This is a genomic window from Phycisphaerales bacterium AB-hyl4 (assembly GCA_041821185.1).
In the GTDB taxonomy this organism is placed as follows: Bacteria; Planctomycetota; Phycisphaerae; order Phycisphaerales; family Phycisphaeraceae; genus Natronomicrosphaera; species Natronomicrosphaera hydrolytica.
This window is the reverse complement of the sequence record JBGUBD010000003.1, coordinates 174,931-189,444: the sequence shown is the minus strand read 5'-3', so window position 1 is coordinate 189,444 and position 14,514 is coordinate 174,931. Positions and strand designations below refer to the sequence as shown.

Annotated in this window: 12 protein-coding genes; 6 read left to right on the top strand and 6 right to left on the bottom strand. The window is 63.7% G+C overall.

Annotated features, from left to right (window positions below):
* Positions 1–175: 175 nt before the first annotated feature.
* Positions 176–1,519: a Coenzyme F420 hydrogenase/dehydrogenase, beta subunit C-terminal domain gene (locus ACERK3_05435; protein MFA9477735.1), complete on the top strand. Its 1,344-nt coding sequence runs from the start codon at positions 176–178 to the stop codon at positions 1,517–1,519.
* 24 nt (positions 1,520–1,543) lie between these two features.
* On the opposite strand, the gene mutY is transcribed toward ACERK3_05435, so the two are convergent.
* Positions 1,544–2,659 (bottom strand): A/G-specific adenine glycosylase, encoded by a 1,116-nt coding sequence (gene mutY / locus ACERK3_05430; protein ID MFA9477734.1) that lies wholly within the window; start codon positions 2,657–2,659, stop codon positions 1,544–1,546.
* Positions 2,660–2,808: 149 nt separating this feature from the next.
* Between mutY and ACERK3_05425 the strand changes: the two genes are divergently transcribed.
* A complete protein-coding gene (locus ACERK3_05425; protein MFA9477733.1) occupies positions 2,809–3,183 on the top strand; it encodes a hypothetical protein in 375 nt (124 codons plus the stop codon).
* A 41-nt stretch (positions 3,184–3,224) separates the two neighbouring features.
* On the opposite strand, the gene ACERK3_05420 is transcribed toward ACERK3_05425, so the two are convergent.
* Positions 3,225–4,799 (bottom strand): glycosyltransferase family 39 protein, encoded by a 1,575-nt coding sequence (locus ACERK3_05420; GenBank protein ID MFA9477732.1) that lies wholly within the window; start codon positions 4,797–4,799, stop codon positions 3,225–3,227.
* Positions 4,800–4,884: 85 nt separating this feature from the next.
* Between ACERK3_05420 and ACERK3_05415 the strand changes: the two genes are divergently transcribed.
* Positions 4,885–5,946 carry an alpha/beta hydrolase family protein gene (locus ACERK3_05415; protein MFA9477731.1) on the top strand — a complete coding sequence of 354 codons (1,062 nt, stop codon included), beginning with the start codon at positions 4,885–4,887 and terminating at the stop codon, positions 5,944–5,946.
* 30 nt (positions 5,947–5,976) lie between these two features.
* On the opposite strand, the gene ACERK3_05410 is transcribed toward ACERK3_05415, so the two are convergent.
* The 4 genes from ACERK3_05410 to ACERK3_05395 are packed head-to-tail and all read right to left on the bottom strand — an operon-like array spanning position 5,977 to position 10,177.
* On the bottom strand, positions 5,977–7,062 hold the full coding sequence (locus ACERK3_05410) for an ABC transporter ATP-binding protein (protein ID MFA9477730.1): 1,086 nt from the start codon (positions 7,060–7,062) through the stop codon (positions 5,977–5,979).
* A gap of 59 nt (positions 7,063–7,121) precedes the next feature.
* The gene (gene pgeF / locus ACERK3_05405; GenBank protein ID MFA9477729.1) at positions 7,122–7,922 is read right to left on the bottom strand and encodes a peptidoglycan editing factor PgeF; all 801 of its coding nucleotides are present in this window, start codon (positions 7,920–7,922) and stop codon (positions 7,122–7,124) included.
* Between the two features lie 58 nt (positions 7,923–7,980).
* Positions 7,981–9,543: an anti-sigma factor gene (locus ACERK3_05400; protein MFA9477728.1), complete on the bottom strand. Its 1,563-nt coding sequence runs from the start codon at positions 9,541–9,543 to the stop codon at positions 7,981–7,983.
* Positions 9,536–10,177, bottom strand: a complete 642-nt coding sequence (locus ACERK3_05395) for an RNA polymerase sigma factor (protein MFA9477727.1) — start codon at positions 10,175–10,177, stop codon at positions 9,536–9,538. Before ACERK3_05395 ends, ACERK3_05400 begins: the two co-directional genes overlap by 8 nt.
* 224 nt (positions 10,178–10,401) lie before the next feature.
* Between ACERK3_05395 and purB the strand changes: the two genes are divergently transcribed.
* From purB to ACERK3_05380, 3 genes are all read left to right on the top strand, one after another.
* The gene (purB, locus tag ACERK3_05390; protein MFA9477726.1) at positions 10,402–11,853 is read left to right on the top strand and encodes an adenylosuccinate lyase; all 1,452 of its coding nucleotides are present in this window, start codon (positions 10,402–10,404) and stop codon (positions 11,851–11,853) included.
* A 64-nt stretch (positions 11,854–11,917) separates the two neighbouring features.
* The gene (locus ACERK3_05385) at positions 11,918–12,703 is read left to right on the top strand and encodes a YggS family pyridoxal phosphate-dependent enzyme (protein ID MFA9477725.1); all 786 of its coding nucleotides are present in this window, start codon (positions 11,918–11,920) and stop codon (positions 12,701–12,703) included.
* A gap of 240 nt (positions 12,704–12,943) precedes the next feature.
* A complete protein-coding gene (locus ACERK3_05380; GenBank protein MFA9477724.1) occupies positions 12,944–14,488 on the top strand; it encodes a glycoside hydrolase family 130 protein in 1,545 nt (514 codons plus the stop codon).
* Positions 14,489–14,514 lie beyond the last annotated feature (26 nt).

Here is a 14,514-nt window from a genome sequence, read left to right as displayed (position 1 = left end):
TGTGGGGGGAGCAAACGGCAATGCGATGACAGGTTGTTTCGGCGGCGGTGCCGCATACCCTTCTGCGCAAGGCAAGGCTGCGAGGGAGAGGAAGCGGCGTCCGTCCATGGTGGCTACAAACAACAGCATTGAGCACGTCGTCGAAGACGGGCTCTGTCATCGATGTGGCGCGTGCATGCCCATCTGCCCCGTCGATCAATGCATCACGCTGAGCGACGATCAGTACCCGCAGGTCAACGCCGAGACGTGCATCGAATGTGGCTTGTGCGAGCGAGTCTGCTCGGGCGACAAGCTGCCGATGGACATGCTCAAGGGCAAGCTCAACCAGTCGATGACCGACAACGACAACCCTCTGGGCGGTTTTCATGACGCTCACCTGGTGCACGCCGTTGATACACACACGCGTCAGCGGGGGGCGAGCGGCGGGCTGGTGACGCAACTGCTCGTTCGGCTGCTGGAGACCGGCGAGATTGACGGTGCGATTGTGGCGGGGATGGACCCGCGCGAGCCGTGGAAGGCCGTGCCGATGATCGCGCGGACGCCGGAGGCCATGCGGCAAGTGGCGGGGTCGAAGTATACGGTAGTGCCGATGGTGCGGGCGATGCAGCAGGTGATCAAGCAGGGCAATGTGAAGGGCCAGACCGCGAAAGCGGAGCGATTCGCGATGGTGGGCGTGGCGTGTCATGTGCACAGTCTGCGGATGATGATGGCCAAGCTGCCGTCACTGCGGCGGAAGATTCGCTTTGTGATCGGGCCGTTGTGTAAAAGTTCTTTCGATCCGGAAGCGACCACGGACCTGCTGCGAGCGAACGGGATTGATCGCGATCAGGTGTCGCGGTTCGAGTTTCGTGGCGGAACGTGGCCGGGCGTAATGCGGGCGAAGCTGAAAGATGGCAGCTACCAACCGCTGCATCAGAGCAACTTTCGCGACGGGGCGTACAACTACCTAATGAGCCTCTATACGCAGCCGCGCTGCCATTTGTGTTACGACTTCGGCAACGAGTTGGCCGACCTGACGGTGGGCGACCCGTGGGGCCGTGACAACACGACCGGGCATTACGTGCACGAAGGCGGCCATACGCTCGCGCTGCCGCGGACGGCGACGGGGCGATGGCTGATCGAGTTCATGCAGCATGACCCGGCGTTCGCCGTCGGCCCGGCCGACCCGGCCGACGTGCAGTTTCATCAGCGGGCAGCGGCGGCGAAACGCAATATCGTGCAGCTTCGCATCGACGCTCGGCTGAAGCGCGGACAGCCCGTGCCGAAGTACGATCGCGAGATGCCGCGCCAGAACTGGCGTCAGCGAATGGCCGGCCGAGCGTTCGCGGCAACGTTGTGGCTGGGGCAAAGCCGACGGCTGCGATACTGGGTATTGCGACTGTTGCTCTCGCGGCCGGCGACGCCGTTGATCTGGCTGCGGCAGGTGCGCAAGTTCGGCTTGCGCGGCTGCGTGCGGGTCAATCGCATGACGCGGCGTGACTCGGCGAACGTGCAAGGCAGCCCGACCGTCGGCACATGATCGCCACGGACGCCCACCACGGCCTCAGGCCGTGGGCTTCTCGCCGACCAGCATTGTCACTGCCTTCCGCTGCGGGTTGGAAAGCGGCAGGTCGTCGAGCGCGTCGAGCTTCCGCCACACACCGCGATTCGGCAGCAGTCGGCCGGCGGCGACCTGGACCCGAACGAGCGAAAACGCAATCGTGCGATGCGTCGTCTGATGGGTGAATTCGTGCTGGTCGCCAGCCGACTGACAAGTGAGACCATATGTCTCGCGGACCCATGGCAGCAGACTGTCGGGCGCGTCGCTGTCGGGCGATTCATGTGTCGGCATCTGCCACATGTTCGACCACAGCCCGGTGGCTGGCCGCTGCTCGAAGAGATACTTGCCTCGCCGTTCGATCGCGACGATGACATGCCGTACTGCTTTGGGCGCATGACGTATCGATCGGCGAGGCAACTCGGCTTGCCGACCTGCCAGTTGAGCCAGACATAACGTCTGCAACGGGCACACAAGACAAGCGGGCTGCCGCGGCGTGCACACCAGTGCGCCGAGTTCCATCATCGCCTGGTTGAAGTCGCCCACCGCTTTGCGCGGAAGCACCTGCTCGGCCAGTTGCCACAACCGATCGCGCGTGGCGGGCTGGTCGGTTGGCTCATCAATGGCGAACAGCCTCGCGAGCACGCGGGCGACGTTGCCGTCGAGGATCGGCGCGCGCCGGCCGAAGGCGATTGATGCGATCGCCCCGCCGGTGTATCGGCCGATGCCGGGCAAGGCGAGCAACTCGTCGAGCGTGTCGGGCACACGGCCCGCATGATGGTCGACAATGACGCGGGCCGCCGCGTGCAGGTGGCGTGCACGACGGTAGTAGCCGAGCCCCTGCCACAGGCGGAGCACCTGCTGTTCGTCGGCGGCGGCGAGGTCGTGCACAGTGGGGAACTGCTCGACGAAGCGATCGAAGTATGGGATGACGGTGGCGACCTGCGTCTGCTGGAGCATCGCCTCGCTGACGAGGACGTGGTAGGGGTTGGCAGTTCGGATTTCGGATTTGGAATTTGGGATTTGAGACTGGGGAGTGGGGCGCCAGGGGAGTTGGCGGTGGTGTCGACCGTACCAGGCGAGCAGACGGCGGCGAAGCTGGGGCAGGCTGGGGTCGGGCATGGGCGGTTTTGCAGTCAAAGGCGGTGAATTGCCGATCATAGCAGACACAGTCGGTGATTTGCCGCGTGGCACGAACCGGCTAAGCTTTGTGGATGGCCAACGAATCAAACAAGCCGCGCAAGGATGCGCCTCAAGAGGATAAACCAGGGATGGTCGCACAACGCCAGAGCCTGCCGCCGGTCCGCCAGTCGGTGACGCACAAATTTCAGATCATGGGTCACGAGGGCTACCTCACCATCGGCCTGTTTGACGATGGTCAGCCGGGCGAGATCTTCATCAAAATGGCCAAGGAAGGCTCGACCCTCTCCGGCCTGGTGCAAGGCTACTGCCGGGCGTTCTCGCTCGCGCTTCAGTACGGCCTGCCGCTGCACGAAGCCGTCTCACGCTTCAAAGGCATGCGCTTCGAACCTATGGGCGCGACCTCCAATCCCGACATCCCTGAAGCGATGAGCATCATCGACTACGTCGCCCGCTATCTCGAAGTGAACTTCCTCGACGAGCCCGGCAGCGCACGGCAGCGCTGAGGTCAACCGAGGTCGACCGCTTCACCACACTATCGCCACAGCTATGGTTCGTCCGACGACCGCCGCACATGATGACGCAGCGGCGGGAAGTGACTGCGCGTGTGCCGGACCTTGCGATGAGGCTCGTAGTATTGCTCGAGATGCGCTTGCAACGCGTCACCGTACTGCTCGTCGTTGTAGCGTTCGAGCACGACGTGGCGCGGGCGGTATTGGCGGATCATCTCAACCACCTGCTGTTGCGTGATCTGCCCCGCCTCCCACCGCTTGCTCGTCTGCACGGCTAACTCCGGCGGCAGCGGTCGGCCGGACAGGTACGCATACGTCGGCCGATCGGTGAACACATACCCCGGCACAGGGTTGCCCACCATCGGCTCGGCCGCCAACTCCGCCGCCACCCCGTCGTACAACGCGAAGCGATAGTCGTATGTCTCCTCGTGCAACTGCCGATGCAACGGCGTCGCCAACGGCATCGCCAGCCCCACCACCACCGCGGCCGCGACCGCGACCCGCCGTTGACGCAGCGCGTCCCACTCCAGCCACGCCTGCACGCCGTAGCCCGCCAGCCACGCCAGCGGGATCGTCAACAGCAGAATGTGGTGATACCACAGCGGCCGATGCACGCTCAACAGCACCACCGCCAGCACAAACCACGCCGCCGGTAGCAACACATCCGCCACCCCCCGCCGCCACGCCCACCACACCGCCGCCACTGCCAACGGCAAATAAATCGCATGTCGCACGACCATACCCGTCAGCCGGTACAGGTCATGCAGTTGATCGCCCCACGTCCGCCCCTGCGCCGCAACGTGTGTTCCCACAAGCTGGTCCCCCGCGACCGCACCGAGCATCAGCGCACTCACGCCGAACACTCCCACCACCGCCGCTGCCCAGACTGCCACGCGCCGTACACCGGCCTTCCACACATCCCATCCCGAAGCCCACGGATTCAATCCGTGGGCTTCCCCCGCGCCCCCCCCGCGCCCCATCGGCATCATCAGCGCCAACACCATCGGCAGCACCACGATTGCCGTAAACAGCTTCGCCTGCATCGACAGCGCCAGCGCCGCCCCCGACGCTGTGAGCAATACCACCGCCGTCCCTTCGCTTCGCGCTTGTCGACTTCGCAATAGCAGGTAGATCGCCAGCATCGCCAGCGCCAGTGCCGGCAGGCCGATCATCACTGACACACTCAGCCGCAGATACATACGGCTAATCACGAGCAACACCACCCCAACCAGCGCTGCCACCACCGACACACGCAGCCGCAGCGTCTGATACACCGCCCAGACCAGCAACGTCGCGAAGCTCAGTGTCACCAGCCGCGCCGTGACCAGCGATGGCCCCGCCCACTCGTACGCCTGCGCCAGCAGCAGCGTCACCAGCGGCGGCTGATCCGACCACACCTGCTCGTACAGCGCGTAGCCGTGCGCGTGCATCATCGCCTTGATCAGGTTCACCCCCTCGTCCGGATCGAACTCCGCCAACTCGCCGATCGGCGTAAAAAACCACGCCACAGCGAAGAACACCCCGGCCGGCAACAGACCCGTTCGCTCGATCGACTGCCACAGCCGTCGGCCGCGAAACCTCGGCTCCATCTCCCACTCCTGTTCGCCCACGAACAACTCTAGGCGACTGTCCGCATGCCCCTGTACCGGGGCAGACGTTGCATCTGCGATCGGGCCAGCTACCATCAAATGCACCATGACCAGCACAATCCCACCTCGTCGAATCGCTTCCAAAACCAAACTCGCCCTCTCGCCATCACGCGTTCATCAACGCCTCATGGCAGAAACATCCCCGGCGCTCGCATACGACGGCGGACATGTCCGCCAATGGCAGCAACGCCTCCGCCGCAAGCTCCGCCAACGGCTGGGCTACGACAAGATGCCCCGCGAAAAGTGCCCCCTCAACGTGCGCAGCCTCTGGAAGAAAGAACACGAGCTGGGCACGATCGAAAAGATCGTCTTCACCAGCGAGCCCGACGCGGACGTGCCCGCCTACCTCTGCCTGCCACACGGCCACGAGCCGCCGCATCCGGTATTCATCTGCCTTCAGGGGCACTCCACCGGCATGCACAACAGCATCGCCGTTGCCATCGACGATGAAGATAAGACCATTGAAATCGCAGGCGATCGCGACTTCGGCCTGGGCTGCCTCCGTCGAGGCATCGCCGCCCTGTGCATCGAACAGCGGTCGTTCGGCGAACGTAAAGAGTTGGAACAGGAAATGGTCGCGAAGCATGGCTGTCACGACGCCGTCATGCACGCGATGATGCTCGGCCGCACCCTCGCCGCCGAGCGGGTCTACGACGTGGAGCGCGGCATCGACCTGCTCGCCGACCGCGACGACATGGACATGTCCCGCCTTGGCGTGATGGGCAACAGCGGTGGCGGAACCATCACCACGTTCGCCGCCGCGCTGCTGCCGCGCGTAAAGCTGGCCATGCCCTCCTGCTCGTTCTGTACCTTCCGCGACTCGATCATGTCGATCTACCACTGCAGCGACAATTACATTCCCGGCCTGCTGCAGGATGCGGAGATGGCCGACGTGCTCGGTCTGTTCGCGCCTAAGCCGCTGGTGATTGTCAACGGCAAGACGGACGAGATCTTCCCGATCACGCCCGCCCGACGCGCGTTCGCCGACCTCAAAGCCATCTATCGCGCCGCCGACGCCGAGGCCAATGTCCGCCACGTCGTCGGCCCGGAAGGTCACCGCTTCTACGCCGACCTCGCGTGGAAGGCGATGCTCCCCTACCTCCGCTGAAAACGCTGACCTACACGCCGATATTCAAATTCAATCGCGAAGAATCACCACGTCCGCCGGATCAATCCGCACACGCAGTTTTTCGTCCGGCAGGTCGATCAGCCGGGGGTTCAACTCGTACGCCTTAAGTTGTAGCTGATCGTTGACCATCAGATCATATTGCGCGACTTCACCCAGGTAAGTCGCGTGAAGGCGATCGACCGCGAAAGTGTTTTTTTCGACGCCATCGCCGTTCGCCTCGCCGTTGACACGTTCGAGGTGCATCGCTTCCGGCCGAATCGAGCAGGTAACATTGCCCGTCTCCGGCATGTCTTCGGGAAACACTTCGGAAACAAGCTTGCCCAGCGGTGTTTCGAGCACAGCCACACCATTTTCCATCCCCCGCAACTCGCCTGGTACGAAATTGGTCGCGCCCAGAAAGTCCGCCACGAATCGGCTGCTCGGACGATGATACACATCGCGCGGCGAACCGAGCTGCATCACCCGTCCATCGCGCATCACCGCGATGCGGTCTGCCATCGACAGCGCCTCTTTCTGGTCATGCGTCACATACACACCCGTGATACCCACCCGCTTGCAGATCTCGCGGATCTGGCTGCGCATCTCCGTCCGCAGCTTCGCGTCCAGGTTCGACAACGGCTCATCCAGCAGCAGCACCGTCGGCTCGACCACCAACGCCCGCGCAAGCGCCACACGCTGCTGCTGCCCGCCCGACAGCGCGTTGGGCTTGCGGTCCGCCAGCTTGCGCATCTGCACCATGTCCAGCGCCTTGTCGATGCGCTGCTGACGCTCGGCCCCCTTGATCTTGCGCACGTCCAGCCCGAAGCCGACGTTCTGCGCCACGCTCAAATGCGGCCAGAGCGCATAGCCTTGAAACACCATGCCGGTGTTGCGCTTGTTCGGCGGCAAATGCGTTACCTCACGCTCGCCGAAGTGAATCGAGCCGGCGGTCGGGTCGATGAAGCCGGCAAGCATGCGCAGCAACGTCGTCTTGCCGCAGCCCGACGGCCCGAGCAGGAAGAACAGGTCGCCGGCGCGGATATTCAAATCGACGCCATCGACAGCGACGGTCTTGCCGAAATGCTTACGCAACTCGCGGGTGATGATCGGAGTCATGTCGGCCAATAGGGTAGCACAAGCCTTGCCGACAAGGCGCTCGCGAAGCCGCGATCGACTCACGGCCGCATGATGATCGCAGCCATCCGACCCGTCGGTGGGCCGTCGCGACGATGGCTGAAAAAAGTCTCCGCGTCGGCGTAGGTGCAACAGTCGGTAACATCGATGTTGTCGCGAATCACGCCGACGCGATCCAGTTGCAGAAGTACCGCTTCGAGCATGTCAACATGTGGCCGATGCCCATTGTCGCGCACCACCGCCGGGCCAAGGTCTACATCGTCAAACTCGGCCGCCACTTCAGGCCCGACTTCAAAATGATCAACGCTGATATGCGGGCCGATCGCGACGATCACCCGCTCCGCCGACACGTTGCATTGCTCGACCATGGTCCGCACCGCCTCGGGCACGACGCCCGCGACCACGCCACGCCAGCCCGCGTGCACCGCCGCGATCACCTTGCCATCGTCTGACGCCATCAGCAGCGGCACGCAGTCGGCCGTGCGAATTGTCAGCAGTTGCCGCGGTCGCGTGCTCACAAGCCCGTCGGCCTCAGGCGCGGCCCGAGGGTGGACGATGTCCGCATCGGGCACCCACACCCCGCAGCCGTGCACCTGCCGAACCTCGACGCGCGGGATGCGCTGGCACCCCACCGCGTCGCGCAGCAGACGGAAATTCGCCGCGACCATCGCATTGCTGTCGCCGCCTTCGCCCTTGGCCAGCGTGCCAAGGTTCAACGAAGCGAATCGCCCCTTGCTCACCCCGCCGACACGCGTGCTGAATGCGTGCGGCAACCCCATCGCCGCCAGCTTCGGCGAACGATAAAACACCACGCCATTATCATGGGAAACCCGTTCGAGCATGTCCGCATGGTAGCGACTGACGCGCCGCCATGACGCCCCCAATCAGCCGCCCACGCCATCACTCGTCAGGCGCATCGTCAGGCAACTCTTCAAGCAACGCGTCAGGCAACGCGTCGACGGCCTCGTCCGCCACATCGCCATCCAACGGCAAGATCACAACATCAATGTCCATCCAAGTCCGCACCTGCGACGCCTGTTGCATCGGCGGCCGAAGCGTCGACCATTCCGCCAGTTCATCCAAGGCGAGCGACGTCGGCGGCAAATGCATAATTCCCTCGCCACCACCAAACACCAATTCCGCCCGCTGCTGCCCATCCTCACGGTTCAGATAAGCGAGCAGCTCCGGCAACTGTCGCCCTTCAAGATGCATTCGGCCGACCTGCTCGCCCACCTGCACACGCGTCGGAGATGTCATCGCAACATGCTCATCCCCCACCGCGTCCGCTTCCTGCGCTTGCGTTCGCATGGTAGCTGGCCCATCGTCGCGCGATGCATCCAGGCCGCGTGTGTATGCGGTAGTCGTCCCTGTATGCATCGCTACCGCCGACCCCTGCTCCGCCGCCCACTGAGACAACTCCGCGTGCGTGCGAGCAACGTCGGCACTGACAACCTTCACCTGTATGCGCTGCGACTCGGCCGCATCGTCCGCCAATGTCACTTCCGCATCGCCGACTTCAACCGCCTCGGCCACATCTACCGCATCCGCATCCCATCCGATCGAAAGCTCGTACAACTCCCTCGGCAGCGCACTCGCTCGATGGCCGAGCGTCAGCGGCGGCGGCTCCGACACCGAAGGCATCGCCGTGACATCGAATGCATCCACGTCCCGCGTCACCATCGCCTCACCCGTCCCCTCAAGCGGGCGATCCAGCCGCAGGCCATCGTTCAGCCGTAAGCGCGACGCAAGCGTGCCATCCTGCTCCCAAGGCCGCACCAGTTCATCCGCCTCAAGCGTCATCGACTCTGGCTGCGGCCGCAGTTCCGCCGCCGCCTCCCGCTCCATCGCCAACGCTTCCGCCCTCATCGCAGTTGGAGCACGCTCGGCCAATGTCGTCGGCGCATCCAGCAGCGACTCATCCCGATCCGCCATCGTCAAATCGCCCGGCGATGCCATTGGCCGGTCGCTTAAATCAGCACGCTCACCGGACTCCACAGCGGCGGGCACATCGCGGCCGTCGGCCACATCCCTGGCCGACTCTTGCGTCTGCCCGAGTTGCACCAACCGCTGGGCCGTCTCGATCGCGTCCGTCCCCGTCAGCGTGTAGAGAATCAACCCACCGCTGAGCAGCATGATCGCCGCGATACCTGAGTAAGCGAGCCCCTTGTAAACTCGATGCCGACGCGGCGGCCGTTTGGCCGACTCGATCGGGATCGGCTCGTCCGATGGCGAGCCGAGCAGCATCTGCCGCTCAAGCTGCTGCATCACATCGTCCACCATCCCCGTCGGCGGCGGCTCGCTTGGCAAGTCGCGCATCGCCGCGCGGTCGCGCTTCAGCCCCGCCACCAGTCGGCGAAGCTCCGCATCGTCCGCCAGCTTCGCCTCAAAGCGCGCGCGGGCGTCGTCGCTCAGGTCGCCTTCGATGTAGGCGAGCAGGGTTTCGGGGTCGTATCGGTCAGCCATCTTGCACCTCTGGCCGAGCCTGCGAACGTGTGTCGGCCGAATCACCTTCCATCGCCTGCAACTGTTGCCGCAACGCCAGCCGAGCCCGGAACAGCCGACTCTTCACCGTGCCCACCGGCGCTTCGACCACGTCAGCGATCTGCTGGTAATCCAGCCCTTCAATATCCCGCAGCACAAGCACCGCCCGGAAATCCGCTTCCAGCTTCGCCAGCGCCTGCTGAAGCTGCGCCAGCTGCTCTTGCTTTTCGACGCCCGCCGCGGGCGAAGGTTCCCGCTCATCTCGCAAAGTATCTCGAAGGGCGTCGGCCTGGTCGCCATGGGCGTGGCCATTGCGCTGCCCGTCGAGGCTGAGCATGAGTCGACGTTTGCGCTGCCGCAGGCGGGTGGTCGCTTGGTTCATCGCAATGCGGATCATCCACGTCGAAAGTTGGCTCTTGCCACGAAAGCCCTCGATGTGCTGGACGATCTTGAGCATCGCCTCCTGCGTCACCTCCGCCGCATCATCACGATTCGAGAGCATCCGCAGACAGACGTTAAACAGTCGACCCTGATAAGCGGACAGCAACTCCCCCATCGCCGACGTGTCGCCGGCGCGGATGCGCGTGAGCCATTGCTGGTCGGTGGGTTGCGCCATGGTCTACAAAAAGAATCGCCAACTCAAAGCCGAGGGCTGAGCAACGCGAAGCCCCGGATCGCAGCCGCCACAGGTATTATCCATCAATTCCCGGCAGGTGTCGTCGCCGGCGCGTCGATCCTTACACCGCCAGACGCCACCCGCTCGACTTCTTCCAATACGGGCTGCCGACACCTGCTAATATGACCGTCTTTCCCCCACGGGTCAATGAGTCGAGGACAATCATGGACAACGATTTACGCTATCAATCGCCCCTGGCGACCCGCAACGCCTCCGCCGAGATGCTGGCCGTCTGGTCCCCGCGCACCAAGTTCCAGACGTGGCGTAAGCTCTGGTTGGCTCTCGCCGAGGCCGAACAGGAACTGGGCCTGGACATCACCGACGCACAGCTCGCCGAGCTCCGCGCCGCCGTTCAGGACCCCATCGACTACGACAAAGCAGCCTACTACGAGAAAAAGCTCCGCCACGACGTGATGGCCCACGTGCACGCGCTTGGCGAGGTCGCTCCCAAGGCCCGCCCCATCATCCACCTCGGCGCGACCAGCCAGTTCGTCAACTGCAACACCGAGTTGCTCCAGGTCCGCGATGCCCTGCACATCGTCGCCCGCAAGCTCGCCACTGCCATCGACCGCCTCACCCGCTTCGCCGAGCAGCACAAGACCCTGCCCACCCTCGCCTTCACCCATTACCAGCCGGCCCAGCCGACCACCGTCGGCAAGCGGGCCGCGTTGTGGGCTTACGACATGAGCCTCGCCCTGGAGGAAGTCGAACACCGTATCACCTCGCTTCGCTTCCGCGGCGTCAAGGGCACCACCGGCACGCAGGCCAGCTTCCTCGCCCTCTTCGGCGGCGACACCCCCGAATCGCACGCCAAGGTTGAGCAGCTCGACCGCCTCGTCACCGAAAAGATGGGCTTCGACCCCGACCGCCGATTCGTCGTCACCGGCCAGACCTACCCACGCGTCATCGACGGCATGGTCGCCGGCAGCCTCGCCGCCGTCGCCGCCGCCGCGCAAAAGTTCGCCACCGATGTCCGCCTGCTCGCCAACCGCAAGGAAATCGAAGAGCCGTTCGAAAAAGACCAGATCGGCAGCTCGGCCATGGCGTACAAGCGAAACCCCATGCGCTGCGAGCGCATCACCGGCCTCGCCCGCTTCGTCATCGGCATGACCCAGACCCCTTACGTCACCGCCGCCGAGCAGTGGATGGAGCGCACGCTTGACGACTCCTCCGCCCGCCGACTCACGTTGCCCGAGCCGTTCCTCGCCCTCGACGGCGTGCTCGACCTGCTCGTCAACGTCACCGCCGGCCTCGTCGTCTACGAAAAGACCGTCGAAGCAAACCTCGCCGCCGAGCTGCCCTTTATGGCCACGGAAAACCTGCTCATGGCGGCCGTGCAGAAGGGCGCCGATCGGCAGGAGGTGCACGAAGTGATCCGTCGCCACAGCCTGGCCGCCGCCCATCGCGTCAAGGCCGAGGGCGCGGCGAACGATCTGCTCGATCGCATCAAGGACGAGCCAGCCTTCGCGGGCATCGACCTTAAAGCCGTGCTCGAACCAAGCCAGTTCGTCGGCCGGGCCCCGCAGCAGGTCGAACAGTTCGTGGAAGAGGTGGTTGAGCCGATCCGCCAGCGTTACGCCGACGCAATTGAGTACGAGCCGGCGTTGAAGGTGTAGATAATGTCGTCTCTTGCCACGCCTCCCCAAACCGCCTACTTTGGAGCTTATGGCAGCTGAACCCATGGTTGGATCTACCCCCGGAACATCGCCCCTCCGTGACGCGTACCGCAAGGTCTGCGACCGCATCGCCGCCGCCGCCGAGCGTAGCGGCCGCAAGGCGAAAGACGTGCTCATGGTCGCCGTGACGAAAAACGCTACGCCCGACCAGATCCGCGGCCTCGTCGAGATGGGCCACATCGACCTCGGCGAAAGCCGGGTCCAGCAGCTCGGCCAGCGCGTCGCCCAGCTCAACGAGTTCCTCGCCCGCCACAAAACGCTCGGCGGGGCCGTCGTCGCCAAGCCCAACACCCCCGCCATGCCCGAGGAGGTCCGCTGGCACATGATCGGCCACCTCCAGCGAAACAAGGTCAAGCAGGTGGTCCCCCTCGTCAAGCTCGTGCACGGCGTCGACAGCCTCCGCCTCGCAGAGGAACTGCACAACTACGCCGCCCGCACCGAGCAGGTCGTCGACGTACTCGTCCAGGTCAACGCCTCCGGCGAAGCGAGCAAGCATGGCATCTCGCCCCCTGCCGTGCCGCACATCGTCGACCAGATCGAGACGATGCTCCACCTGCGCTGCCGCGGCCTGATGACCATGGCCCCACACACCGACAACCCCGAAGACGCCCGCGGCCCCTTCGCCCGCACTGCCGAGCTGTTCAACGAAATCCGCGGTGAAAAGGTCGGCCGAGACGGATTCAACATCCTCTCCATGGGCATGACCAACGACTTTGAAATCGCCATCGAAGAAGGCGCCAACATCGTCCGCATCGGCCGAGCATTGTTCGGCGAAACGGAATCCGAATAAGGCAATGTCACGATTTCTCGTTTCCGGTTTCTGGTGACGCGTCAAAGGCGGTCTTGAAAAACCAGAAACGAGAAACCCGAGACCATAAACCGCCTCCACCCTCTAAATCCTGAAAAATAAGAATAATACGCATTGCCCGCTCCGGGTTTCGCCGATATGCTTGCCGCTGTCAGGCTGTGGTTAACTTGTGATTGCCGCCGCCGCACGCTCCCCGAAAAAATCAAGCGCGAGCCGCCAGCCATGCAGACGGCGACGAAGTTGAAAGTCTCTCGACTTCCCGAAAAATTTATTTCCGATGACCGCCGCGTCATCACGCGTTACTTCGATGTCGGAGGTGAAAAGCGCGTCCGCGCCGTCATCAAGCGCGTCCTCCGCCTTGATGAAGCCGAGGTCGAAAGCCTGCTCAAACGCGTGCTGGATCACTTCAACGCCCGCCACCGCAAAGTTGAAGCAACCTTCCAGCAGCACTTCGACGTGGTCCGCGCCCACGTACCCGAGCCCGACAGCCTCTCGCGGACACGAAAGCTGCTGATCGGCAGCTACTTCACGATGGAATATTCCGTCGAGTCGGCAGCCCTGTTCAACCCCTCCATGGTCCTGCATCCGGATCAGTCCAACCTCGCGCCCGGCGAATGTCGCCTGCTTATGAGCCTCCGCGCCACAGGCGAAGGGCACATCTCCTCCATCGTCTTCCGCACCGGCGTCATCGACGACCACAGCCACATCAACTTCAACGAGCCCAGCCGATTCGCCGCCCGACTCACCGTTCGCCAGGACCGCGCCTACGAGAAAAAGCTCTTCCGCCTCAAACTCATCGAGATGGCGGCCTACAACGACACGGCCCGTCAGGTCCTTGAACGCCTCGGCGACACGTTCAACTACGACCAACTCGACCACGCCGTCGACGACGTCCGCCAGAATCACAGCAACCCCAGCGCCTTTAACGAAACCGCCGAGAACATGCTCTGGCTCGCGCGAAGCAACTACCACCTCTCCGTCCCCGAAGGTACGGACCCCTCCGAGGTCGTCATCTTCCCCAGTTCCGACAACGAGTCGAAGGGCATTGAGGACGTTCGCCTCACCCGCTTCGTCGACGACGACGGTACGGTGACCTACTTCGGCACGTACACCGCCTACAACGGCTTTCGCATCCTCCCGCAGATGCTCCAGACCCACGACTTCCAGGACATCGACATCCACACCCTCAACGGCCAGTACGTGCAGAACAAGGGCATGGCCCTGTTCCCGCGCAAGATCAACGGCCGATACCACATGATCTCCCGACTCGACGGTGAGAACATGTTCCTCATGCGGTCCGACAACGTCTACTTCTGGAACGAAGCCGAAAAACTCCAAACCCCCCGATACCCCTGGGAATTCGTCCAGATTGGCAACTGCGGCGCACCCATCGAAACCGAAGCCGGCTGGCTGATGCTCACCCACGGCGTCGGGCCCATGCGTCAATACTGCATCGGCGTCTCACTGCTCGACCTCGACGACCCGGCCAAAGTCATCGGCCACCTCGAAGACCCCCTGCTCGTGCCCGACGAAAGCGAACGTGACGGCTACGTGCCCAATGTCGTCTACTCATGCGGCGCCGTCATCCACCAGGACATGCTCATCATCCCTTACGCCATGAGCGACCGCGCCACCAGCTTCGCCACCGTCAACGTCAACGAACTGGTCCAGGCCCTGCTGAGCAACGGCAAGCTCGAAGCTGAAGACAAAGTCAACGCCAAGACAAAAGCCAAGGGCAAGGCCAAGGGCCCCCTGCTACCCCAATAATCGACCCCGAGCAACCGCGCCACCGT

Bases quoted from the DNA above. Each gene is read 5' to 3' on its own strand.
- ACERK3_05435 (MFA9477735.1), top strand. From the start codon at position 176: ATGCCCATCTGCCCCGTCGATCAATGCATCACGCTGAGCGACGATCAG.
- mutY (MFA9477734.1), bottom strand. From the start codon at position 2,659: ATGCCCGACCCCAGCCTGCCCCAGCTTCGCCGCCGTCTGCTCGCCTGG.
- ACERK3_05425 (MFA9477733.1), top strand. From the start codon at position 2,809: ATGGTCGCACAACGCCAGAGCCTGCCGCCGGTCCGCCAGTCGGTGACG.
- ACERK3_05415 (MFA9477731.1), top strand. From the start codon at position 4,885: ATGACCAGCACAATCCCACCTCGTCGAATCGCTTCCAAAACCAAACTC.
- ACERK3_05410 (MFA9477730.1), bottom strand. From the start codon at position 7,062: ATGACTCCGATCATCACCCGCGAGTTGCGTAAGCATTTCGGCAAGACC.
- pgeF (MFA9477729.1), bottom strand. From the start codon at position 7,922: ATGCTCGAACGGGTTTCCCATGATAATGGCGTGGTGTTTTATCGTTCG.
- ACERK3_05400 (MFA9477728.1), bottom strand. From the start codon at position 9,543: ATGGCTGACCGATACGACCCCGAAACCCTGCTCGCCTACATCGAAGGC.
- ACERK3_05395 (MFA9477727.1), bottom strand. From the start codon at position 10,177: ATGGCGCAACCCACCGACCAGCAATGGCTCACGCGCATCCGCGCCGGC.
- purB (MFA9477726.1), top strand. From the start codon at position 10,402: ATGGACAACGATTTACGCTATCAATCGCCCCTGGCGACCCGCAACGCC.
- ACERK3_05385 (MFA9477725.1), top strand. From the start codon at position 11,918: ATGGTTGGATCTACCCCCGGAACATCGCCCCTCCGTGACGCGTACCGC.
- ACERK3_05380 (MFA9477724.1), top strand. From the start codon at position 12,944: ATGCAGACGGCGACGAAGTTGAAAGTCTCTCGACTTCCCGAAAAATTT.